Annotated in this window: 17 protein-coding genes; 10 read left to right on the forward strand and 7 right to left on the reverse strand. The window is 56.1% G+C overall.

Annotated elements, in window-relative coordinates; translation table 11 throughout:
- The gene (gene gsiA, locus A8O29_RS15440; RefSeq protein WP_125354560.1) at nt 1-1,857 is read right to left on the reverse strand and encodes a glutathione ABC transporter ATP-binding protein GsiA; all 1,857 of its coding nucleotides are present in this window, start codon (nt 1,855-1,857) and stop codon (nt 1-3) included.
- Nucleotides 1,858-1,868: 11 nt separating this feature from the next.
- On the reverse strand, nt 1,869-2,807 hold the full coding sequence (gene iaaA / locus A8O29_RS15445; protein ID WP_125354559.1) for a beta-aspartyl-peptidase: 939 nt from the start codon (nt 2,805-2,807) through the stop codon (nt 1,869-1,871).
- A gap of 189 nt (nt 2,808-2,996) precedes the next feature.
- Between iaaA and moeA the strand changes: the two genes are divergently transcribed.
- Together moeA and moeB are read left to right on the forward strand one after the other, a co-directional pair.
- On the forward strand, nt 2,997-4,232 hold the full coding sequence (gene moeA, locus A8O29_RS15450; RefSeq protein WP_125354558.1) for a molybdopterin molybdotransferase MoeA: 1,236 nt from the start codon (nt 2,997-2,999) through the stop codon (nt 4,230-4,232).
- The gene (moeB, locus tag A8O29_RS15455) at nt 4,232-4,984 is read left to right on the forward strand and encodes a molybdopterin-synthase adenylyltransferase MoeB (protein WP_125354557.1); all 753 of its coding nucleotides are present in this window, start codon (nt 4,232-4,234) and stop codon (nt 4,982-4,984) included. Before moeA ends, moeB begins: the two co-directional genes overlap by 1 nt.
- 156 nt (nt 4,985-5,140) lie before the next feature.
- Here moeB and fsa read toward each other — a convergent pair whose 3' ends face one another.
- Entirely contained in the window at nt 5,141-5,803 is a 663-nt protein-coding gene (fsa, locus tag A8O29_RS15460; RefSeq protein WP_125354556.1) for a fructose-6-phosphate aldolase, read from the reverse strand.
- 134 nt (nt 5,804-5,937) lie between these two features.
- Between fsa and A8O29_RS15465 the strand changes: the two genes are divergently transcribed.
- The 4 genes from A8O29_RS15465 (at nt 5,938) to A8O29_RS15480 (ending at nt 11,957) form a co-directional block, all read left to right on the forward strand.
- On the forward strand, nt 5,938-6,837 hold the full coding sequence (locus tag A8O29_RS15465; protein ID WP_125354555.1) for a glycyl-radical enzyme activating protein: 900 nt from the start codon (nt 5,938-5,940) through the stop codon (nt 6,835-6,837).
- Nucleotides 6,838-6,841: 4 nt separating this feature from the next.
- The gene (locus tag A8O29_RS15470) at nt 6,842-9,274 is read left to right on the forward strand and encodes a formate C-acetyltransferase/glycerol dehydratase family glycyl radical enzyme (protein ID WP_125354554.1); all 2,433 of its coding nucleotides are present in this window, start codon (nt 6,842-6,844) and stop codon (nt 9,272-9,274) included.
- 417 nt (nt 9,275-9,691) lie between these two features.
- Nucleotides 9,692-10,507: a Cof-type HAD-IIB family hydrolase gene (locus A8O29_RS15475; RefSeq protein WP_125354553.1), complete on the forward strand. Its 816-nt coding sequence runs from the start codon at nt 9,692-9,694 to the stop codon at nt 10,505-10,507.
- A gap of 184 nt (nt 10,508-10,691) precedes the next feature.
- Nucleotides 10,692-11,957: a DUF1479 domain-containing protein gene (locus A8O29_RS15480; RefSeq protein ID WP_125354552.1), complete on the forward strand. Its 1,266-nt coding sequence runs from the start codon at nt 10,692-10,694 to the stop codon at nt 11,955-11,957.
- Here A8O29_RS15480 and A8O29_RS15485 read toward each other — a convergent pair.
- Nucleotides 11,954-13,045 (reverse strand): LacI family DNA-binding transcriptional regulator, encoded by a 1,092-nt coding sequence (locus A8O29_RS15485; RefSeq protein WP_125354551.1) that lies wholly within the window; start codon nt 13,043-13,045, stop codon nt 11,954-11,956. The genes A8O29_RS15480 and A8O29_RS15485 overlap by 4 nt on opposite strands.
- Nucleotides 13,046-13,330: 285 nt before the next feature.
- On the opposite strand from A8O29_RS15485, the gene A8O29_RS15490 reads away from it, so the two are divergent.
- Together A8O29_RS15490 and A8O29_RS15495 are read left to right on the forward strand one after the other, a co-directional pair.
- Complete coding sequence (locus A8O29_RS15490) at nt 13,331-14,632, forward strand: MFS transporter (RefSeq protein ID WP_125354550.1); 1,302 nt, start codon at nt 13,331-13,333, stop codon at nt 14,630-14,632.
- A 17-nt stretch (nt 14,633-14,649) separates the two neighbouring features.
- Entirely contained in the window at nt 14,650-17,016 is a 2,367-nt protein-coding gene (locus tag A8O29_RS15495) for a glycoside hydrolase family 31 protein (RefSeq protein ID WP_125354549.1), read from the forward strand.
- 61 nt (nt 17,017-17,077) lie between these two features.
- Here A8O29_RS15495 and A8O29_RS15500 read toward each other — a convergent pair whose 3' ends face one another.
- The gene (locus tag A8O29_RS15500) at nt 17,078-18,673 is read right to left on the reverse strand and encodes an ABC-F family ATPase (RefSeq protein WP_110509994.1); all 1,596 of its coding nucleotides are present in this window, start codon (nt 18,671-18,673) and stop codon (nt 17,078-17,080) included.
- A gap of 228 nt (nt 18,674-18,901) precedes the next feature.
- Here A8O29_RS15500 and ldtB point away from each other — a divergent pair, with 228 nt between their 5' ends.
- The gene (gene ldtB, locus A8O29_RS15505) at nt 18,902-19,822 is read left to right on the forward strand and encodes a L,D-transpeptidase (RefSeq protein ID WP_125354563.1); all 921 of its coding nucleotides are present in this window, start codon (nt 18,902-18,904) and stop codon (nt 19,820-19,822) included.
- Nucleotides 19,823-20,097: 275 nt separating this feature from the next.
- Nucleotides 20,098-20,925 (forward strand): glycosyltransferase, encoded by an 828-nt coding sequence (locus tag A8O29_RS15510; RefSeq protein WP_125354548.1) that lies wholly within the window; start codon nt 20,098-20,100, stop codon nt 20,923-20,925.
- Here the strand turns inward: A8O29_RS15510 and A8O29_RS15515 are convergent.
- Entirely contained in the window at nt 20,922-21,635 is a 714-nt protein-coding gene (locus A8O29_RS15515) for a GntR family transcriptional regulator (RefSeq protein ID WP_110509995.1), read from the reverse strand. The two genes, A8O29_RS15510 and A8O29_RS15515, sit on opposite strands and share 4 nt — an antisense overlap.
- Before the next feature lie 11 nt (nt 21,636-21,646).
- Nucleotides 21,647-22,966, reverse strand: a complete 1,320-nt coding sequence (locus tag A8O29_RS15520) for a PTS sugar transporter subunit IIC (protein ID WP_125354547.1) — start codon at nt 22,964-22,966, stop codon at nt 21,647-21,649.

Genomic DNA, 22,966 nt, shown 5'->3' on the forward strand with positions numbered 1-22,966 from the left:
TTATAGGCGCGACAGTGCGCTGGGGGTCTCGTCCCGGGCGACAAAATGCCCTGGGCTGACCTGCACCAGCGGCACGCTGGCAATCTCTTCTCCCCGCGGATAAATATTGCCGGGCATCTCGTCGGACAGCAGTACGCGCTGCGGACGATGGTGCGTCGGGTCAGCCACCGGCACGGCGGCCATCAGCTTGCGGGTATACGGGTGCTGCGGGTTTTCAAATACGGCATTGCGTGGGCCAATTTCGACAATTTGCCCACGGTACATCACCGCCACGCGATGACTGATGCGTTCGACCACCGCCATATCGTGGGATATAAACAGATACGCCATGCCCATTTCCCGCTGCAAATCGAGCAGCAGGTTGATGATTTGCGCGCGAATCGACACGTCCAGCGCCGAGACCGCCTCATCGGCAATCACCACTTTCGGGTTTAGCGCCAGCGCGCGGGCGATGCAAATACGCTGACGCTGGCCGCCGGAAAACTCATGCGGATAACGCCAGGCGTGTTCCGGCTGTAGCCCGACGCGTTCGAGCAGCCACGCCACCCGACGCTGAGCATCGGCTTCCGGCATCATGTTATGCACCCGCAGCGGTTCAAGAATGGAATAGCCGATGGTTTGTCGCGGATCGAGCGAGGCCCACGGGTCCTGAAAAATAAACTGGATGTCGCGCCGCAGCGGCTGAAGCTGGCTGTCCGGTAGCGTATCGATGCGTTTCCCATTGAAGGTAATGTTGCCGCTTTGCGACGCCACCAGCCGCAGCAGCGCACGCCCAGTCGTCGATTTCCCGGAACCGGATTCGCCCACCAGCGCCAGCGTTTCGCCAGGCCAGAGATCGAAGCTCACCTTTTCCACCGCGTGCACTTCGCGGGTAATGCGGTTAAGAATGCCGCTGCGCAGCGGAAAACGGGTCACCAAATCACGCACCTGCAAAATCGGCTCACCGGGAACGACGGTGTCCTGCTCGGCGGGTATGGCATCGGTATTCAGCAGGGGGAAACTGCGCGGTAAGGCGCTGCCGCGCATCGCACCCAGCCGGGGAACCGCCGCCAGTAACGCTTGGGTGTACGGATGCTGTGGCGCGTGAAAAATTTGCTCAACGCTGCCGGTTTCCACCGCTTCGCCCCGATACATCACCAGTACACGGTCGGCGATATCCGCCACGACGCCCATGTCGTGGGTGATAAAAATCACCCCCATTTCCATCTCTTTTTGCAGCACGTCGATCAGCTGCAGAATTTGCGCCTGAATGGTGACGTCGAGGGCGGTGGTCGGTTCGTCGGCAATCAGCACCGCCGGGCGACAGGAGAGCGCCATCGCAATCATCACGCGTTGGCGCATCCCGCCAGAGAGCTGATGCGGATAGCGCGCCAGAATAGTTTCGGCTTCCGGAATGCGCACCTGATCGAGCATTTTCTTCGCGGCTTTCAACGCATCATCGCGCCCTAACCCCTGATGCAGACGGATAGACTCGGCTATCTGCTCGCCCACGGTAAACACCGGGTTCAGCGAGGTCATCGGCTCCTGGAAGATCATCGCGATATCCGCCCCGCGCACGCGACGCATTTGCGATGCGCTCTGGGCCGGGACGTCAATCACTTCGCGGTTACGACGGCGCAGCATCAGCGTGTCGCTGTTCACCTCCCCGCCAGACTGCTCGAGCAGGCGCATTAACGCCAGCGCAGTGACCGATTTCCCCGAGCCGGATTCGCCGACAATCGCCAGCGTCTCACCGCGTTTGAGGCTAAATGACAGGTGCTTTACCGCCTGAACGGACTGCCGCTCCTGCTGAAACGTAATGTTCAAATCACGCACCACCAGCACTTCGCTGGGGTCGATTTCATGGCTGTGCGGCACGCTTCCTCCTGTCACCGGTAGATGCCGACGGTGGGTGTATCGCCGACGTACGCATACGCGCGGTACATCCCTTCGCTGTTGAACGGCATCACCACGTTGCCTTCACGGTCAATCGCAATCAGTCCACCGCTGCCGCCCAGAGCGGGCAGTTTTTCCATGACAACTCGCTCACAAGCGTCCTGTAGGCTTAAATCGCTGTATTCCATCAAGGCCGAAATATCGTACGCCGCGAGCGTGCGCATAAACACTTCGCCAGTGCCGGTGCAGGACACCGCCACGCTGGCATTATTGGCGTAACAGCCCGCTCCCGGCAGCGGGCTGTCGCCTACGCGTCCAGGTAATTTATTGGTCATTCCGCCGGTTGAGGTCGCGGCGGCGAGATTGCCTGCTTTATCGAGCGCGACGGCTCCGACGGTGCCCATTTTTGTCTGCTCATCCAGCGGGGAATCACTGTGATCGAGCCGCGTCTCTCCGGCAGCCTGCGCCTGTCGAAGCTGGGACAGGCGTTCCGGGGTGGAGAACAGATCGTTCCTGACTTTTTCCATCCCGTGCTGCACGGCGAATTTCTCGGCACCTTCACCAATCAGCAGTACGTGAGGGCTTTGCTCCAGCACCAAACGCGCGGCGAGAACCGGATTGCGTAAATGCTTGATGCCCGCCACCGCGCCCGCTTGTAGGGAATAACCATCCATCACGCAGGCATCGAGTTCATGCGTTTCATCGGCGGTAAACACCGCCCCGGTTCCGGCGTTGAACAACGGGCACTCTTCCAGCAGGCGCACGGCCTCGGTCACCACGTCCAGCGCGCTGGCCCCGGCCTCCAGCATTTTCTGACCGGTTTCGACTATCGACGACAGCGCGAGGACGTATTGCTGTTCGCGTTCTGGCGACATATTGCCGCGGGTTATCGCCCCGGCTCCGCCATGAATGGCGATCGCTGCTTGACTCATTGCGCCCTTCCCTTCGGCTGAATATATGCTTTTTCTATAAATATCATTATTGTGCCGATTAATTTATATGATTTTTGAATATAGAAAGCGCTGTCGGTGCTGTAAAGGCATCCGCGCCCCTGACGTACAGTCCAGGTCGCTTTTCTGCCATAATGGGCGCAACAGACGAATTGTCGCAGGAGTAACGTAATGGATTTTAACGCCGGACTGATGCCGCTCGACGTGGCGCTGACCCAGATGCTCAGTCGTATTTCCCCGCTGAATGACACCGAAACGCTGCCGCTGATGCAGGCCTTTGGGCGGATTACCGCCGAAGATGTGGTTTCCCCGCTCGACGTACCGGGTTTTGATAACTCGGCGATGGACGGTTACGCCGTACGTCTGGCAGACCTTGCGGACGGTAAACCGCTGCCGTTGGCGGGCAAAGCCTTTGCCGGGCAGCCGTTCGACGGTGAATGGCCGGCAGGCACCTGCGTGCGCATCATGACCGGCGCGCCCGTGCCGACGGGCTGCGACGCGGTGGTGATGCAGGAAGAAACCGAGCAAAACAACCACGGCGTACGCTTTACCGCCCGCGTTAATGCGGGCCAGAATATTCGCCGTCGTGGCGAGGACATCACCGCCGGGAGCGCAGTCTTCCCGCGTGGCACGCGTCTGACCGTCGCGGAACTGCCGGTGCTGGCCTCGCTCGGCATTCCCCAGGTCGAGGTGGTGCGCAAAGTGCGGGTGGCGGTGTTCTCCACCGGCGATGAGCTGAAGTTGCCCGGCGAACCGTTGGCGGCCGGACAGATTTATGACACCAACCGTCTGGCGGTGCATCTGATGCTCGAACAACTCGGCTGTGAGGTAATTAACCTCGGCATTATTCCTGACTCCCAGGAAAAACTGCGCGCGGCGTTTATTGCCGCAGACTCGCAGGCCGATGTGGTTATCAGCTCCGGCGGCGTGTCGGTGGGAGAAGCGGATTACACCAAAACCATTCTCGATGAGCTGGGCGAAATCGCGTTCTGGAAGCTCGCCATCAAGCCGGGCAAACCTTTTGCATTCGGCAAGCTGAAGCACAGCTGGTTCTGCGGCCTGCCGGGCAACCCGGTTTCTGCTGCGCTGACGTTCTATCAGCTGGTGCAGCCGCTGCTGGCGAAACTGAGCGGCAATCCGGAGTCTGGCCTGTCGCCGCGTCTGCGGGTGCAGACCACCACCCGACTGAAAAAATCGCCGGGCCGTCTCGATTTCCAGCGCGGCGTGCTGACCCGCAACGCTGAAGGGGATTTAAGCGTCGCCACCACCGGACATCAGGGTTCACACGTGTTTAGCTCGTTCAGCCAGGGCAACTGTTTTATCGTCCTGGAACGCGATCGCGGCAACGTTGACGCGGGCGAATGGGTAGAAGTTGAACCGTTTAACGCGTTGTTCGGAGGGCTGTGATGAGCGTGGAACTGAGTGATGCGGAGATGCTGCGCTACAACCGGCAAATCGTGTTGCGCGGTTTCGACTTTGACGGTCAGGAAAAGCTGAAAGCCTCGCGGGCGCTGATTGTGGGCCTGGGCGGTTTAGGCTGCGCCGCCGCGCAGTATCTGGCGGCGGCTGGCGTGGGGCAGATGACGCTGCTCGATTTCGACACCGTGTCGCTGTCTAACCTGCAACGCCAGACGCTGCACAGCGATGCCACGATTGACCAGCCGAAAGTCGAGTCTGCCCGGGATTCGCTGTCTCGAATTAACCCGCACGTGCAGTTCACCTGCCTTGATGCGCATCTCGACGATGCGGCGCTCGCCGAGCAAATCGCAGCGCACGACGTGGTGCTCGACTGTACCGATAACGTGCAGATTCGTAATCAACTTAACGCGGGTTGTTTCCAGCATAAAACGCCACTGGTGTCCGGGGCGGCCATTCGGATGGAAGGCCAAATCAGCGTGTTCACCTATCAGGCTGGCGAGCCGTGTTATCGCTGTCTGAGCCGTTTGTTCGGTGAAAATGCCCTCACCTGCGTTGAAGCCGGAGTGATGGCCCCGCTGGTCGGCGTGATTGGCTCGATGCAGGCGATGGAAGCCATTAAGCTGCTGGCGCATTACGGCACGCCCGCTGCCGGTAAAATCGTGATGTACGACGCGATGACGTGTCAGTTCAGAGAGATGAAATTGATGCAGTTCGTGGAGTGCGAGGTGTGCGGAGGTTAAAGCAAAACGGCAATTGTTTGATTGCCGTTTTTAGTGTTTGCTCCCTCTCCCCGTGGGAGAGGGCTCGGGGTGAGGGCATCAGGCCGCACCACACGTTTGCGCGGGCCTACAACCTAAAATGTAGGTCTGATAAGCGCAGTGCCACCGGGCATAAAATTACAACTCCGTCCGTCCAAACGCCGCCAGCCAATCCTGCTCAAACTTGTCAATTGCCGCATCCACCGCCGGAGAGGCGATAAACTGCTGAGCGACATCCAGCGGCAGCGTAATCGACTGACAACCCACCAGCAGGCAATCCAGCGCCTGGCGTGGCGTTTTGAAACTCGCGGCCAGCACTTTCGATTCTGGCGCGTGCAGCTCCAGCAACTGCTGTAACTCTTCCACGCTGCGAATGCCGCTGCCGCCCTGCGCATCAATACGGTTCACGTAAGGTGCCACATATTCCGCCCCTGCCAGCGCCGCCATCATCCCCTGCGCTGCGCCATAAACCGCCGTGCCGAGCGTCGGAATCCCTTCCGCTTTCAGCATTTTAATCGCCGCCAGCCCTTCCGCCGTGACCGGCACTTTCACCACGATGTCAGCAATAATGCCGCGCAGTTTACGGGCATCATTGACCATGCCTTCCGCGGTATTCGCCATCACCTGCGCAAACAAACGCCCCTGGCCGCCAAGCGCCTCCTGCAATTCCGGCAGCAGGGATTCGAGCGGCTTTTTGCCCGCCGCCACGATGCTCGGGTTAGTGGTTACGCCCGCCAGCGGGAAAATACGCGCCAGCTTTTTGACCGCCGCGACGTCGGAAGTATCGAGATAGAGTTCCATATCGGTTCCTTAAATTGTGAGATTCAGCATGCTTTAAGACTACCACGCAGCAACCGCTCGCTTTGTTGATTCACGTCAAAATTACTTTCATTCGAAAGTTATTTAATCTTTGTACGAAAGCAAAGAGGCGATTTATGATTTTCAATATTCAGCGCTATTCCACCCACGATGGCCCCGGCATCCGCACCGTTGTCTTTATGAAAGGCTGCTCACTCGGCTGCCGCTGGTGCCAGAATCCGGAAAGCCGGGCCCGCACGCAGGACCTGCTGTTTGATGCCCGCTTGTGCCTCGACGGCTGCGACCTTTGCCAGCAGGCGGTGCCGGGCGTGATTGAACGCGCGCTGAATGGCCTGGTTATCCACCGCGAAAAGCTTGAACAGTCACATCTGGATGCGCTCGTCGAGTGTTGCCCTACGCAGGCGCTGACGGTGTGCGGCGAACTCAAAAGTGTGGACGACATAATGGCCACCGTCCTGCGCGATAAACCGTTTTACGATCGCAGCGGGGGCGGCCTGACGCTTTCCGGCGGCGAACCGTTTATGAACCCGGCGCTGGCGCTTCAGTTGCTAAAAATCAGCCACGAACAGGGCATTCATACTGCCGTCGAAACCTGCCTGCACGTGCCGTGGAAATATCTCGAACCCGCCCTGCCGTACATTGATCTGTTCCTGGCGGATTTGAAACACGTCGATGCAGACAAATTTATGCAGTGGACTGACGGCTCGTCAAAACGCGTGCTCGATAACCTGAAACGGCTGGCGGAAGCGGGCAAAAAGATGACCATCCGCGTGCCGCTTATCCAGGGATTTAACGCCGATGAAGCCTCGATTGAAGCCATTACCGAATTTGCCGCGACCGAATTGCAGGTCAGCGACATTCACTTTTTACCCTATCACACGCTCGGCATGAACAAATACAGCCTGCTTGGCGTGCCCTATTCTGCCCCAGATAAACCGCTCGACGCCCCGGAATTGCTGGAATTTGCCCAGCAGACCGCCCGGGCGAAAGGGCTGACTGCGACCCTACGAGGATAATACGATGACGACCCTGAAACTCGACCACCTGACCGACCGCATTCAGGCGCACAAAAACGCGCTGGTACATATCGTGAAGCCGCCGGTCTGCACCGAGCGCGCCCAGCATTACACCACGGTTTATCAGCACAACATGGATAAACCGATTGCGGTGCGCCGCGCGCTGGCGCTGGCCCATCACCTTGCCGAGCGCACTATCTGGATCAAGCACGATGAGCTGATTATCGGTAACCAGGCGAGCGAAGTGCGCGCCGCGCCGATTTTCCCGGAATACACCGTCAGCTGGATTGAGAAAGAAATTGACGATCTGGCGGACCGTCCGGGCGCGGGCTTTGCGGTAAGCGAAGAGAACAAACGCGTTCTGCATGAAATTTGCCCGTGGTGGAATGGCCAGACGGTGCAGGACCGCTGCTACGGTATGTTCACCGACGAACAAAAAGCGCTGCTGGCGACCGGGATTATCAAGGCCGAGGGCAATATGACCTCCGGCGATGCGCATCTGGCGGTGAATTTCCCGCTGCTGCTGGAGAAAGGCCTCGACGGCCTGCGCGAAAAAGTGGCCGAACGGCGCTCGCGTATCAACCTGACGGTGCTGGAAGACCTGCACGGCGAGCAGTTCCTGAAAGGGATTGATATCGTGCTGGAAGCCGTCAGCCTGCACATCACCCGCTTTGCTGAACTGGCGCGCAAAATGGCGAGTGAAGAGCCTCGCGAAGCCCGCCGGGACGAGCTGCTGGCCATGGCTGAAAACTGCGATGTCATCGCCCACGAACCGCCGAAAACCTTCTGGCAGGCGCTGCAGCTGTGCTATTTCATTCAGCTGATTCTGCAAATTGAATCCAACGGTCACTCGGTATCGTTTGGCCGCATGGACCAGTATCTGTATCCGTTCTACCGTCGCGACGTGGAGCTCAACCATTCCCTCGATCGCGAACTGGCGATTGAGCTGCTGCACAGCTGCTGGCTGAAGCTGCTGGAAGTGAACAAGATCCGCTCCGGCTCGCACTCTAAAGCCTCCGCCGGAAGCCCGCTGTATCAGAACGTGACCATCGGCGGCCAGAAACTGGTGAATGGCGACGCAATGGACGCGGTGAACCCGCTCTCCTACGCGATTCTGGAATCCTGCGGTCGTTTGCGCTCTACCCAGCCAAACCTCAGCGTGCGCTATCACGCGGGCATGAGTAGCGACTTCCTCGATGCCTGCGTGCAGGTGATCCGCTGCGGTTTCGGGATGCCCGCTTTCAACAACGACGAAATTGTTATCCCGGAATTTATCAAGCTCGGCGTGGAAAAAGAGGACGCCTACGATTACGCCGCCATCGGCTGCATCGAAACCGCGGTCGGCGGGAAATGGGGCTATCGCTGCACTGGCATGAGCTTTATCAACTTCGCCCGCGTGATGCTGGCGGCGATGGAAGGCGGGCGCGATGCCACCAGCGGTGAAGTGTTCCTTCCGCAGGCGAAAGCGCTGTCGCAGGGTAATTTTGGTGGCTTCGAAGAGATGATGTCGGCGTGGGATACGCAGATCCGTTATTACACCCGCAAATCGATTGAAATCGAATATGTGGTCGACACCATGCTGGAAGAAAACGTGCCCGATATTCTGTGCTCGGCGCTGGTTGACGACTGCATTGAGCGCGCGAAAAGCATTAAAGAAGGCGGCGCGAAGTATGACTGGGTATCCGGCTTGCAGGTGGGCATCGCCAACCTTGGCAACAGCCTGGCCGCGGTGAAAAAACTGGTGTTCGAACAGGGCGCTATTGGGCAGCAACAACTCGCCGCCGCGCTGGCGGATGATTTCGACGGCCTGACCCATGAACAGCTACGTCAGCGTTTGATCAACGGCGCACCGAAATACGGTAACGATGACGACACCGTGGATGAGTTGCTGGTGCGCGCGTATCAAACCTACATCGAAGAGTTGAAGCAGTATCACAACCCGCGTCACGGTCGCGGCCCGATCGGCGGGGATTACTACGCCGGAACGTCTTCGATTTCCGCTAACGTGCCGTTTGGTGCGGCAACCATGGCCACGCCGGATGGGCGCAAGGCGCATACCCCGCTGGCGGAAGGCGCAAGCCCGGCGTCCGGGACCGACCATCTCGGCCCTACGGCGGTGATTGGCTCCGTCGGGAAACTGCCGACGGCGGCGATCCTCGGCGGCGTGCTGTTGAATCAGAAGCTGAACCCAGCCACGCTCGATAACGACAGCGACCGTCAGAAGCTCATGGCGCTGCTGCGCACCTTCTTCGAAGTGCATAAAGGCTGGCACATTCAGTACAACATTGTGTCCCGCGAAACGCTGCTGGAAGCGAAGAAACACCCGGATCAGTATCGCGACCTGGTGGTGCGTGTGGCGGGGTATTCAGCGTTCTTCACCGCGCTTTCGCCGGATGCGCAGGACGATATTATCGCGAGGACGGAGCATACACTGTAAGGGGTTAACTGCCCGGCGGCGCGTTGCTTGCCAGGCCTACATGACAGACACCGTAGGCCCGGTCAGCGAAGCGCCACCGGGCAAAAAATCTCTGCGGTCTGATGCCCTCTCCCCGACCCTCTCCCACCGGGAGAGGGAGAAAACCGGGCGGTACCTCACTCTCAGTGGAGAAGAGAGCACTGGACGGTTCCCTCTCCCTTAGGGAGAGGGAGCAAACACCAAAACGGCAATCTACGGATTGCCGTTTGCATTTACCTCGTGCGGTCTGATGCCCTCCCACCGGGAGAGGGAGCAAACACTAAAACGGCAATCTATGGATTGCCGTTTGCATTTACCTTCGAATGAAATAAATTTGTGGTTCTCGTCACATTGTACTTAGAATGTTTCCGATTGGAGTAACATTCAGGAGCGCAATGTATGACCGTTAAAGTTATCGTCACCGATATGGACGGAACTTTTCTTAATGATGCCAAGCAGTACTCGCGCGAGCGCTTTTTGACCCAGTTCGAACAGCTTAAGCAGCGTGGCATTGAGTTCGTTGTTGCCAGTGGCAATCAGTACTATCAGCTCATTTCGTTCTTCCCCGAAATCCGCGATCAGATTTCCTTCGTCGCCGAAAACGGTGCGCTGGTTTATCAGCACGGTCAGGAACTGTTCCACGGTGAACTGACGCGCCACGAATCCCAAGTGGTGATTGGCGAACTGCTGAAAGATCCTCAGCTGAATTTCGTGGCCTGTGGCCTGGAAAGCGCCTACATCAGCGATAAAGCGCCAGAAGAATTCGTTAAGCTGATGTCGAAACACTACCATCGCCTGAAGCCGGTTTCTGACTATCAGCAGATTGACGACAAGATTTTCAAGTTCTCTCTGAACCTGCCGGACAGTGAAATCCCGCAGCTGATTGATGCCCTACATGTGTCGCTCGACGGCATCATGAAGCCCGTGACCAGCGGCTTCGGCTTTGTCGATTTAATTATCCCAGGCCTGCATAAAGCCAACGGTATCAGCCGTCTGCTGAAAAACTGGCAGCTTTCGCCGAGCGATTGCGTCGGCATTGGCGACAGCGGCAACGACGCCGAAATGCTGAAGCTGGTGAAATACTCGTTTGCGATGGCCAATGCGGCCGACAGCATCAAAGCCATCGCGCGCTACCAGACCGACGACAACAATCACGACGGCGCGCTGAATGTCATTCAGGCCGTGCTGGATAACGCTTCCCCGTTCGACGCCTGACAAAAAGCCGGAGCGCCCTGCTCCGGCCAACGCCTTGTTTATCCTGCTTTAAAATCTCCCTCTTTTTGCGTGATCCCATAACTGTGGAACACCTCAAATTATTTAACTTGCATTAACCTCCCTTTAACTTAAAGTGTCACTTGCAAGTTAAATTACTTTCGAATGAAAGAATGAGAGGTCAATCATGGCGCTTACCTTTACCCGTTCAACCCTGCCTGCCGATCACAAAGCGGCTATTCGTGAAATGAAAAAAGCACTGCGCGCGCAAATTGGCGACGTGCAGGCGGTCTTCGACCAACTCACCGCGCACATCGAAGCCCGCGTGGCTGAAATTGACGCCCTGAAAGCCGCCGGGAAACCGGTCTGGCCGGTAGTGGCCTATGACGATCTTGCCAGCGGAAAGGTGACTGAAGCCCAGCGCGAAGAAATCAAACGTCGCGGCTGCGCGGTGATCAAAGGGCAGTTCCCACGCGAGCAGGCGCTGGACTGGGATCGTTCGATGCTCGACTATCTCGACCGCAATCGTTTTGACGAGGTGTACAAAGGACCGGGCGATAACTTCTTCGGCACGCTGACCGCGTCACGTCCGGAGATCTATCCGATCTACTGGTCACAGGCGCAAATGCAGGCGCGCCAGAGCAATGAAATGGCTGCGGTTCAGTCTTTCCTTAATCGTCTGTGGTGTTTTGAAAGTGAAGGCAAACAGTGGTTCAACCCGGACGTGAGCGTCATTTATCCGGACCGCATTCGCCGTCGCCCACCGGGAACCACATCGAAAGGTCTCGGCGCGCATACCGATTCCGGCGCTCTGGAACGCTGGCTGCTTCCTGCTTATCAGCAGGTATTCGCCAACGTCTTTAACGGCGATTTCACTAAATTCGACCCGTGGGATGCCGCGCACCGCACGGAAGTTGAAGAGTACACCGTCGAGAACACCACCAAGTGCTCTGTGTTCCGCACCTTCCAGGGCTGGACGGCGTTGTCAGAGATGATCCCGGATCAAGGGCTGCTGCACGTGGTGCCCATTCCGGAAGCGATGGCGTATGTTCTGCTGCGTCCGCTGCTGGACGATGTCCCGGACAATGAGCTGTGCGGCGTAGCCCCGGGCCGTGTGCTGCCGATTTCCGCGCAGTGGCACCCGTTGTTGATTAAAGCGCAGACCTCCATTCCGGCGCTGGAGCCGGGGGATTCCGTATGGTGGCATTGCGACGTCATCCACTCTGTGGCCCCTGTGACCGAGCAACAGGGCTGGGGCAACGTGATGTACATCCCGGCGGCGCCGATGTGCGATAAAAACCTGGCCTACGCGCAAAAGGTGAAAATCGCCCTGGAAAATGGCGCGTCGCCGGGCGACTTCCCCCGGGAAGATTATGAAGCCACGTGGGAAGACCGCTTTACCCTGGACGATCTGAACAATCACGGGAAACGTGCGTTGGGGATGGAGATTTAATCGTCGTACAACCCTTCTCGCTCCACGGCGGTACGTCGCGTTCCTGGACGTATCCGCCGCACCGATTCCCGCACCGCCAGAGTGCCGTGCAGCAGCAGCGATCCGCGCGGCGCTTCCGGGCGAATCAAACGCTGTTGCAGCATCTGCATCGCTTCGGTACCCAGTTCGTCGCGCGGCACATGAATCGCCGTCAGTGGAACGTCCTGGATCGCCGCCAGATTAAAGCCGTCGATACTCATCACCGAGACATCTTGCGGCACCCGCAACCCACGTTTTTGCAGCGCGCTGATCGTGCCTGCCGCCATAAAATCGCCGCCCACCAGGAACGCCGTCGGCAGCGGTTTGCCACCCTGCGCATCCAGCCAGGCACCGACTTTTTCCTCGGTTTCTTTGGCGCTGAAGCTCGGCACCGCAATCAAATCACGTGCATCCTGGAAACGTAAATTACCGTTCTTCCACGCTTCCCGAATGCCCACCAGCCGCAACTCCATGGTATAGCGCCGCAGACACATAACATTCACCACCGCGCGGTGGCCCATGTCAAACAGGTAGCTCGCAGCAAACTGGCCGATCAGCCGGTGATCGGGCGCGATCGATGGCAGGCGCATACGTTCATCACGGCAGTTGATCAGCACGCAGGGCTTGGCGAAATCCGCCGCCAGATCGTGAATATGCGGATCGTCGATACCGAGCAGGATCGCCGCCTGCGTTTCACCTTCGTTCATCCGCGCCAGAAACAGGTTGGCATCGCTGTCGTTTTCTTCCAGCGCGCAATACCGCAGGCGCACCTCGTGGGGCGACAGCGCCTTATTGATGCTCTGAATGACTCGGTAATAAAAGATATCGGAACGTTCATCGAAGGCGCGCTGCGGCGCAAACACAATCAAGCTGTTGAGCAGCATTCTTCCGGCTGCCATGCCTTCCATCACGCCCAGCTCGCGGGCGCAGCTCAACACTTTGTCTCGCGCCTTTTCGCTGGTATTGGCTTTGCCCGCCAGCACCCGGGAAACCGTGCTGGCCGACAGCCCGGTCCGCGTCGCGATTTCAGCGATTTTGAGCTTTTTATCCATTCTGTGATCTACCTCCATTTTGCAAATGAAAGAATTTTCACGAGCATTTTTCCCGCTATTTAAAGGGGTAAAATGCGTTAAAAGGGAGTATATCCCTGGCTCATGAAAAAACTTGCATAAAATGCTCTATTGCCGCTCATTTTTCTGCCATACCCTAAATTGGCCTGACAACTTCCATACTAGTTATCCGGAAGATTACCAAAAGAAAACCATTAGGTTTCAAGAAAATATAAAAGCGGTATGACAACTCTCACGCTGAGAGGGGTCATCATTCCCCCTACAAACCGTCTTGTTGAGAATTCTATGAGCCAAGGTATTAATAACGATCTAACGGCCAGCAAACCCCGCCGCGTAGTGAAGAATCTGCGCTGGTGGGTGTTGGTTCTTTTCCTTCTGGGCGTCACCGTTAACTACATTACGCGTAACTCTCTGGGCATCCTCGCGCCCGAGCTCGAAAAAGAACTCGGGATCAATAGCGCGCAATACTCTTATATTGTCGGCGCGTTCCAGCTCGCCTATACGATTTTCCAGCCGCTGTGTGGCTGGCTGATTGACGTCATCGGCCTCAAACTCGGCTTTATGATTTGTGCGACGCTGTGGGCAATCGCCTGTATCGCCCACGCCGGAGCCGGAAGCTGGCTGCATATGGCGGTGCTGCGCTTTGGGATGGGCGCGTCAGAAGCCGCGGCCACGCCCGCCAACGCCAAAACGATCGGCGAGTGGTTCCCGAAATCTGAACGCCCTGTCGCCGCCGGTTGGGCCGGCGTCGGCTTCTCCATCGGCGCGATGTTAGCCCCGCCTATTATCTACTTTGCTCACGCCTCTTTCGGCTGGCAGGGTGCGTTTATGTTTACCGGTTTTCTCGCCCTGTTGTGGGTCGCGTTGTGGTGGGCGTTCTACCACAATCCGGAACAACACCCGAATCTGAGCAAAGAGGAACTGGCATTCATTCAGCAGGACAATGAGCCACCGGCCGTTAGGCTGCCGTTCCTTAAAGCCCTGAGCAACATTAGCAAAAACAAACGCTTCTACGGCATCGCGATCCCGGCCTTTATGGCAGAACCCGCCTGGGCGGTGATGAGTTTTTGGGTGCCGCTGTATCTGGCAAAAACCTATGGCATGGAACTCAAGCAAATTGCCCTCTTCGCCTGGCTGCCGTTCCTTGCCGCCGACCTCGGCAGCGTCGCCAGCGGCTATCTGACCAAACTGTATGTCCGCGTATTCGGCTGTACCCGCGTCAATTCCGTGGTCGCCTCCTCCGTTTCCGGCGCGTTCCTGATGCTGTCGCTGGCGATGATGGCGTTCACCACCAATCCCTACGTGGCGATTGCCCTGATCTCCGTCGGCGGTTTCGGCCACCAGATCATCTCCTGCATGCTGAGCGCCCTGGTGGTGGAGTCATTCGACAAAGGCCAGATGGCGACGGTGAACGGCATGCGTGGCTCCGCCGCGTGGATCGCCAGCTTCGCCTTCTCGCTGATTATTGGGGTCACTGCCGACAAAATCGGCTTTAACCCGCTGTTTATCGCCATGGGCTTCTTCGACCTGATTGGCGCGGTATTCCTGGTGGCATTTATTGCTGAACGTCGCGCCAAGCGCGCTTGATAACAGGTTTGATTATTATGAAAACGCTTAAACACTGGACATTCGAAAAACAATCCGCCCATCACGTTGAGCTGCGGGTCGACGGGCAACACACATTGTGCCTGTACATGCTGGAAGAAAATCTGTTCCGCGTGCTGCTCAAACGCCAGGGCAAACTGGCCCTCGACAAAACCTGGAGCATTGCGCCTGACCAGGACGTGCCGTGGGAAGGCCGCTCGCGGGATGACATTTCCGGCTTCAGCCTGCCATCGTGGACGCTGGATAAACAGGCCGACAAACTGACCATCAGCACCGCACAGCTACGCGTCACGGTTCATCAGCCGCTGTGGCTCGAGTGGCACTACCGCAATGAAGCGGGCGAGTGGCAGTATCTGACCGGCGACCGTCCGACCAGCGCGTATCTGGTGAACGCCCACGGCGACGGCGTGGCCCACTATCTGAAACGTCAGAAAGACGAGCGCTTCTACGGCCTCGGCGAAAAAGCGGGTGATTTGCAGCGTACCGGCAAACGTTTTGAAATGCGTAATCTCGATGCGATGGGCTATAACGCCGCCAGCACCGACCCGCTGTACAAACATATTCCGTTCACCATCACCCGTCGGGATGATGTGAGCGTCGGCCTGTTCTACGACAACCTGAGCAGCAGCTGGCTTGATCTCGGTAACGAGCTCGATAACTACCACACCGCGTACCGCCGCTGGCAGGCCGAAGCGGGTGATATCGACTATTACCTGTTCACCGGCAAACGCGTGCTGGATATCACCAAAGCCTTCGTGCGCCTGACCGGGAAAACGCTGTTTGGCCCGAAATGGAGCCTGGGCTACAGCGGTTCGACCATGCATTACACCGATGCGCCGGATGCGCAAAACCAGCTGATGAACTTTATCCGCCTGTGCGATGAACACGCGATTCCGTGCGATTCCTTCCAGCTGTCGTCCGGCTATACCTCGATCAACGGCAAGCGCTACGTGTTCAACTGGAATTACGACAAAGTGCCACAGCCGAAAGTGATGAGTCAGGCGTTCCACGATGCAGGTCTGAAGCTGGCGGCCAACATCAAGCCGTGCCTGTTGCAGGATCACCCGCGCTATAACGAAGTGGCTGAAAAAGGGTTGTTCGTGCGTGATTCTGATGCCAATGCGCCAGAACGTTCGGTGTTCTGGGACGACGAAGGCTCCCACCTCGATTTCACCAACCCGGCGACCGTCGCCTGGTGGCAGGATGGCGTAACCCGCCAACTGCTGGAAATGGGCATCGACTCGACCTGGAACGATAATAACGAATACGAAGTGTGGGACGGCGAAGCACGCTGCCACGGCTTTGGGAAAGAAATCGCCATCAAGCACGTGCGGCCAGTGATGCCGCTGCTGATGATGCGCGCCTCGATGGAAGCGCAGCAGCGCTTCGCGCCGGAAAAACGTCCATACCTGATTTCCCGTTCCGGCTGCGCCGGGATGCAGCGCTACGTGCAAACCTGGAGCGGCGACAACCGCACTAACTGGCAGACGTTGCGCTACAACACCCGCATGGGCGTGGGTATGAGCCTGTCCGGCCTGTTTAACGTCGGTCACGATGTCGGTGGTTTCTCGGGCGATAAGCCTGACGCCGAGTTGTTCGTGCGCTGGGTGCAAAACGGCGTGATGCATCCGCGCTTTACCATTCACTCGTGGAATGACGATCAGACCGTCAACGAACCGTGGATGTATCCGGGCGTGACTCCGGCAATCCGGGGCGCGATCGAATTGCGCTACCGTCTGCTGCCGTATCTCTACACCCTGCTGTGGCAGGCGCACGCCGACGACGAGCCGATGCTTCGCCCGACCTTCCTCGATCACGAGCATGACGCGCAGACCTTCGAAGAGTGCGATGACTTTATGCTGGGCCGCGACCTGCTGGTCGCCAGCGTTGTGGAACAGGGTCAGCGTCAGCGTACGCTTTGGCTGCCGGACAACGAAACCGGCTGGTACGATTTCTACACCGGAGAGTGGTTCTCCGGCGGTCAACAGATTACCGTCGATGCGCCGCTGGAAAAACTGCCGCTGCTGGTACGTGCGGGTGCCGGTTTACCGCTGAGCGATCGCATTAAGCACGTCAACCCCGAAACCGACACCCATCGTGAACTGAACCTGTTACCGCTGAAAGGTGTGGGCCGTGACCACGGAATGCTGTTTGAAGATGACGGCGAAACCTGGGGCTACAAAGAGGGCAACGCGCTGTGGCTGGAGTGGGACATGGAGTGCTCGGCCAGCACCATCAATCTGACGTTCAACCCGCGCGGGGATTTCCGCCCGGCCTGGAAAGCCTTGCTGGTGACGTTACCTGCTGGCGAAAAACGTCAGTTGCTGATTAACGGGGAAGCCGCCAGCGAGTGGCGTCTGATGTAAGCGTTGCGAGGACGTTAAGGAGAAAATACCCCGGCGACTGGCGCGCCGGGGTGACAGACGCTTAGTCGTCGATACCTTTGCTGCGCAGGTAATCTTCGTAGTTGCCGCTGAAATCAATCACACGCTCTGGTGTAATTTCGATAACGCGGGTCGCCAGTGAAGAGACGAACTCACGGTCATGGGAAACGAAAATCAGGGTGCCCTGATACATTTCCAGCGCCATGTTCAGCGATTCGATGGATTCCATATCCAGGTGGTTGGTAGGTTCATCCATCACCAGAATATTGGGTTTTTCCATCATCAGCTTACCGAACAGCATACGACCTTTCTCACCACCGGAGAGCACTTTCGCCGGCTTTTTGATGTCGTCCTGGCTGAACAGCAAACGGCCGAGGAAGCTGCGCACAACCTGCTCGTCGTCGCCTTCCTGCTTCCACTGGCTCATCCAGTCGAACACGCTGAGATCGTTTTCGAACTCGTATTCGTGATCCTGGGCGTAGTAACCAATTTTGGCGTTTTCAGACCACTTCACGGTACCGCTTTCCGGCGTTAAATCACCGACCAGGGTTTTCAGCAGGGTAGATTTACCCACGCCGTTAGTCCCGAGGATTGCCAGCTTCTCACCGACTTCCATCAGCAGTTTGACGTTTTTGAACAGCGGGCCGTTATCGAAGCCTTTGGTCAGGTTTTCCACTTCCAGTGCGTTACGGAACAGTTTCTTGTCCTGCTCGAAGCGCATGAACGGGTTTTGACGGCTGGATGCTTTCACTTCGTCCAGTTTGATTTTATCAATCTGGCGGGCGCGAGACGTTGCCTGACGAGATTTGGAGGCGTTAGCACTGAAGCGGCTGACGAAGGATTGCAGGTCAGCAATCTGTGCCTTTTTCTTGGCGTTGTCAGACAGCAGACGCTCACGCGCCTGGGTGGCCGCCGTCATGTACTCATCGTAGTTGCCCGAGTAAACGCGCAGCTCGCCGTAGTCCAGATCCGCCATGTGCGTACACACCATGTTCAGGAAGTGACGGTCGTGCGAGATGATGATCATGGTGCTGTTGCGCTCATTGAGCACGCTTTCCAGCCAGCGAATGGTGTCGATGTCCAGGTTGTTCGTCGGTTCATCGAGCAGCAGAATGTCTGGGTTTGCAAACAGCGCCTGCGCCAGTAACACACGCAGCTTCCAGCCTGGTGCAACTTCGCTCATTGGGCCGTAATGCTGTTCCAGTGGAATGCCAACGCCGAGAAGCAGTTCACCGGCACGGGATTCAGCGGTGTAGCCATCCATTTCACCGTAGGTGACTTCGAGGTCTGCCACTTTATAACCGTCTTCTTCGGTCATTTCAGCGAGGCCGTAAATACGATCGCGTTCCTGCTTCACTTCCCACAGTTCAGCGTGACCCATAATAACGGTATCAAGCACGGTGAACTCTTCGAAGGCGAACTGATCCTGACGCAGCTTACCGATGCGTTCGTTCGGATCGAGCGAAACGTTGCCGAGGGTCGGATCTAAGTCGCCCCCCAAAATTTTCATGAAGGTGGATTTACCGCTTCCGTTAGCGCCAATCAGGCCGTAACGGTTGCCGCCGCCAAATTTGACGGAGATGTTTTCAAATAGCGGCTTACTGCCGAACTGCATGGTGACGTTGCTGGTAACTAACACGGGCGTATCCTAAAAGATGTGACTAACGGCCTATTTTGCCACAATTGGGAATAAAAATCGCCCTGCTCGTGCAGACTCTGAACTGTCAGCATGAAGCCAGACGGTGAAAAAAATGTGATTTCGTCCACATCTGATTTCCCTGCGGCGTGGAATGCACATATAATGCGCTCCCATTACGGGTTCCATTTCTCTAACAACAGCCTGCGCGGCACCGATACTTCGAATAAAATGAAAATGAAAATATCTACGCTTTTCGCGGCAGCTCTTGCCGTTATGGGCTTTTGCAATACTGCATCTGCTGTGACCTACCCTCTTCCAACTGATGGTAGCCGTCTGATTGGTCAGAACCAGGTCATCACAATCCCTGATGAGAACAAGCAGCCGCTCGAGTATTTCGCTGCGCAGTATCAGATGGGTCTATCCAACATGACCGAAGCTAACCCGGGTATCGACGTGTATCTGCCGAAAGGCGGTAGCGTGTTGAATATTCCACAGCAGCTGATCCTGCCAGACACCCCACATGAAGGCATCGTTATCAACAGTGCGGAAATGCGCCTGTATTACTACCCGGCGGGTACCAATACAGTGATCGTTCTGCCAATCGGTATCGGTCAGTTGGGTAAAGATACGCCGATCAACTGGGTCACTAAAGTTGAACGTAAGAAAGCGGGCCCAACCTGGACGCCGACTGCAAAAATGCATGCTGAATACGCTGAAGCCGGTAACCCGCTGCCAGCCGTAGTGCCTGCGGGCCCGGACAACCCTATGGGTCTGTACGCGCTGTATATCGGCCGTCTGTACGCTATTCACGGGACTAACGCTAACTTCGGTATCGGCCTGCGCGTGAGCCACGGCTGTGTGCGTCTGCGTAACGAAGACATCAAATTCCTGTTCCAGAACGTGCCAGTCGGTACGCGCGTCCAGTTTATTGATGAGCCGGTTAAAGCGACCACTGAGCCAGACGGCAGCCGCTACATTGAGGTTCACAACCCGCTTTCAACCACCGATGCACAGTTTAACGGCGGTGAAGTCGTGCCAATTAGCCTGAACAAATCTGTTCAGACGGTAACGGGCCAGGCGGATGTAGATACCAAAGTGGTAGACCAGGCCGTACAGGATCGTTCTGGGATGCCAGTTCGTCTGAACTAAAAGCATCCTCTTTAAGAAATTACCCTAGTGAATTCTGGGGTAATTTCTTGCGTAATAGCACAAAAAGCAACCTGCATTGACTCTCTTCCCTACGCCTAATTACCTCTAACTATTTCTACACAATCGCAAAAGCGTGCTGCTCAAGCATTACCCAATAGCACTGATTACGAGTTACAAATATCAAGATGGGTGATACTATCCCATAGCCTGTAGCAATAGGTAAATCTGGGATAATGATTATCCCCAGGTTTTATTATTGGGTTATGAGTTTAACGATGATAAGTATTAATTTAACAACAACGAAATCACGCCTGTATCTGTGTTCTCAGACTGTCTGGTCTTTAGCGAATCAGTCAGTGCCGGTGGACCAGATTGTTGTTTGGGTTTCAAGAGAAGCTTATCTCAGTGATGAAGGTATTACTGAGGAGCCTGCGTGGGCAGAAAAAATCAGAAAAACAGGGACTTCGCTGATTTTTAAATGGGTCAAGAATACAGGCCCCTATCGCAAGCTTTTCCCTGCCCTACGTGATGCGACGGAAGATGACATCCTAATCTACGCTGATGACGATGCCATCTACAGTGAGTTGTGGACGCAAAGTTTATTGTCTGATTTTGAACGACATGATCAAAAGTGCGTCGTTGCAGCCAGAGTTCGTGAAACGGTAAAGAAGAAAAATGACATCCTTGATACATACCGAAAATTTCCACTGATTTCTTTGCCAATTGTTGTCCAGGATAACTACATCATTACAGGTTTAGGTGGCGTAGTGCTGAAAAAATCACATATCAACCCCATGTTCCTTGATAATGAAGATTATTTAACCATCTGCCCTCGCGCAGATGATATCTGGATAAGCAAGCTCGTCCAGCTATCAAAAACTCCACTTTATGTCTCTGCACCGACTATTAAGCACGTGCACGAGATTGAACACGAATATGGTCTATCACGCACCAATACTAGAAAGATAAGCTATTCAGTTATTCAAAAATTGCGTTCGACATTTGGTCAAAAAAAGAAAGTTAGCACTATTTGTCAAAATGATTTGTATATCCAGGACACGAATGAGTATTTCGCATCCTGTGCTCCGGAAGGCAGTTTTTAACCGTTATTCACAATCACAATTCCACCGTGATCGTAGCGGTAATGGCAATGGGCATACTCAAGCGGTGTGCCGTCTTCCAGATAAATCACCTGCTCGACTTCGAGCACCGGGTCACCGGCTTCACAGATTAAATGCTGCTGCTCCAGTTCGCCCGGTTTGATGGCGCGGACCACGCGATACGACCCCATAATCTTTAGCCCCAGTGTTTCGACATATTGAAACACCGAGCTTTCGAGATGACCTTTATTCAGACCGGGGACCAGGTTCACCGGCATGACCGTCGCATCCAGCGACATCGGTTCGCCGTTAAGCAGACGCAGACGGACAAAATCGTATACTGGCGCATCGGCGTTAATCAGCAGCGATGACTGCTCTTTTTCATTGGGAAAACGCAGGTCGAACCGGACCACCTGGCTGCTGACCGTCCCCAGATGCTCCCAGGTTTTGGTTGCGCCAAAATAGTCGCTGCCGGGCAAATCCCACTGCGAAAGCTGGAGGAAATTCTTACGCACAAAAGTGCCTTGCCCCTGGCGCGTGTAAATCAGCCCTTCGACAATCAACTGGCGAATCGCCTGCTGAATGGTCATCCGGCTGGTCTGAAATTCCGCCGCCAGTGCAAACTGATCGGGCAACGGCGAGCTGGCGGGATACCGCTGACTGATAATCCGCTTCTTAATTTCCCGCGCGATAGTGAGGTACTTTGCCGCCATTGCCACCCTTCCTAGTCCGTTATCCCATTGTTTCTTAAGGCCACTTTCTCAGCAATCTTGAGGAAAGGCAGGTAGAAGAATACACCAAAGACAATGATTATCAACTGAACCACGACTGCCCTCCAGTCCCCTGCTGTCGCCAGCCAGGCGCTGAGTATCGGTGGCGTTGTCCAGGGGATCATCACCACGCAGCGCGACATTAATCCGAGCGTGGTACAGACCCAGGCAAAGAAAATACCGATGGCGGGCAGCAGAACAAACGGGATCATCAGCGGTACGTTGAATACGATCGGCAGACCAAAAATCACCGGCTCGTTGATATTAAACAGACCCGGCGTTATCGCCAGTCGTGCTACCTGTTTGGACGCTTTCTGTCGCGAGAAAAGGAAGATGGCAATCAGCAGTGAAATCGTGCTGCCGGTGCCGCCCACCATGCCGAAGGTCGGCACGAAAATGTTATTGATGATATGCGGGATTGGCTGCCCTGCGGCGTAAGCCAACATGTTCTCGTTGGTGTTAATCAGCAGGAATGGCTCCAGCACCACGCTGTTCACCACCGACTGGTGAATCCCCAGCGTGAACAGGAAGTTACCAAAACTGTAGATAAAAAGAGTGCCCGGCAGACTGGTGTTGATCAACCGCAGCGGCTGCTGAATCAGCATCGTTATCAGATGTATCAGGTCAGTGTGCAGCAGATTGCTCAGCAGCGCCGCGAATACCGCGAACAGTGACAGAGTGATTATCGTCGGCAGCAGCGATGAAAACGACTGACTTACCGCAGGCGGTACGTTGTCACCGAGATTGATTTCCAGCCGCTTAAACTGCGCAATGCGGATAAACACTTCCGTTGACAGCAGGCCGATAATCACCCCAGCAAAGATACCGGTGGAACCGATGTTGGCGAAGGTCAAAATCGACGTCAGACTCACCGCCACTTTGCCACCCACCGGCACCATATCGACCTGCATCGGCATCATAATAATGAAGCTGCACAAGGCGATGACGACGGCCGAAACCGGGTTACCAAAGTTTTTGTTACGCGCCAACGACCACGCAATCATTGGCGCGATGAGGAGCGCGGCAATGTTGAGCGTGCCGTTGATAATCGCCTCCCCCCAGACCTTAAAGCGCACTAACGTCTCGCCTTCAAAAATCCACGGGAACACCACGTTGTTCACCAGCACAGCAAGCCCTGCCAGAATAAATATGGGCATGACACCGGCAAACGCGTCGCGCAACGAACGCAGGTGAACCTGGTTCGCGATACGCGCCGAAAACTCCACGAAGCGATCGGTAAAAGACTGCATATTGGATGTAACGTTATCAGACAT

This window comes from Scandinavium goeteborgense, assembly GCF_003935895.2.
GTDB lineage: Bacteria > Pseudomonadota > Gammaproteobacteria > Enterobacterales > Enterobacteriaceae > Scandinavium > Scandinavium goeteborgense.

Excerpts from the sequence above, each read along its gene's own strand:
- ldtB (WP_125354563.1), top strand. The coding sequence starts at position 18,902 with ATGAAAATGAAAATATCTACGCTTTTCGCGGCAGCTCTTGCCGTTATG.
- A8O29_RS15490 (WP_125354550.1), top strand. The coding sequence starts at position 13,331 with ATGAGCCAAGGTATTAATAACGATCTAACGGCCAGCAAACCCCGCCGC.
- A8O29_RS15515 (WP_110509995.1), bottom strand. The coding sequence starts at position 21,635 with ATGGCGGCAAAGTACCTCACTATCGCGCGGGAAATTAAGAAGCGGATT.
- A8O29_RS15470 (WP_125354554.1), top strand. The coding sequence starts at position 6,842 with ATGACGACCCTGAAACTCGACCACCTGACCGACCGCATTCAGGCGCAC.
- A8O29_RS15485 (WP_125354551.1), bottom strand. The coding sequence starts at position 13,045 with ATGGAGGTAGATCACAGAATGGATAAAAAGCTCAAAATCGCTGAAATC.
- A8O29_RS15465 (WP_125354555.1), top strand. The coding sequence starts at position 5,938 with ATGATTTTCAATATTCAGCGCTATTCCACCCACGATGGCCCCGGCATC.
- A8O29_RS15495 (WP_125354549.1), top strand. The coding sequence starts at position 14,650 with ATGAAAACGCTTAAACACTGGACATTCGAAAAACAATCCGCCCATCAC.
- iaaA (WP_125354559.1), bottom strand. The coding sequence starts at position 2,807 with ATGAGTCAAGCAGCGATCGCCATTCATGGCGGAGCCGGGGCGATAACC.
- moeA (WP_125354558.1), top strand. The coding sequence starts at position 2,997 with ATGGATTTTAACGCCGGACTGATGCCGCTCGACGTGGCGCTGACCCAG.
- A8O29_RS15475 (WP_125354553.1), top strand. The coding sequence starts at position 9,692 with ATGACCGTTAAAGTTATCGTCACCGATATGGACGGAACTTTTCTTAAT.
- A8O29_RS15520 (WP_125354547.1), bottom strand. The coding sequence starts at position 22,966 with ATGTCTGATAACGTTACATCCAATATGCAGTCTTTTACCGATCGCTTC.
- moeB (WP_125354557.1), top strand. The coding sequence starts at position 4,232 with ATGAGCGTGGAACTGAGTGATGCGGAGATGCTGCGCTACAACCGGCAA.
- fsa (WP_125354556.1), bottom strand. The coding sequence starts at position 5,803 with ATGGAACTCTATCTCGATACTTCCGACGTCGCGGCGGTCAAAAAGCTG.
- A8O29_RS15510 (WP_125354548.1), top strand. The coding sequence starts at position 20,098 with ATGATAAGTATTAATTTAACAACAACGAAATCACGCCTGTATCTGTGT.
- A8O29_RS15480 (WP_125354552.1), top strand. The coding sequence starts at position 10,692 with ATGGCGCTTACCTTTACCCGTTCAACCCTGCCTGCCGATCACAAAGCG.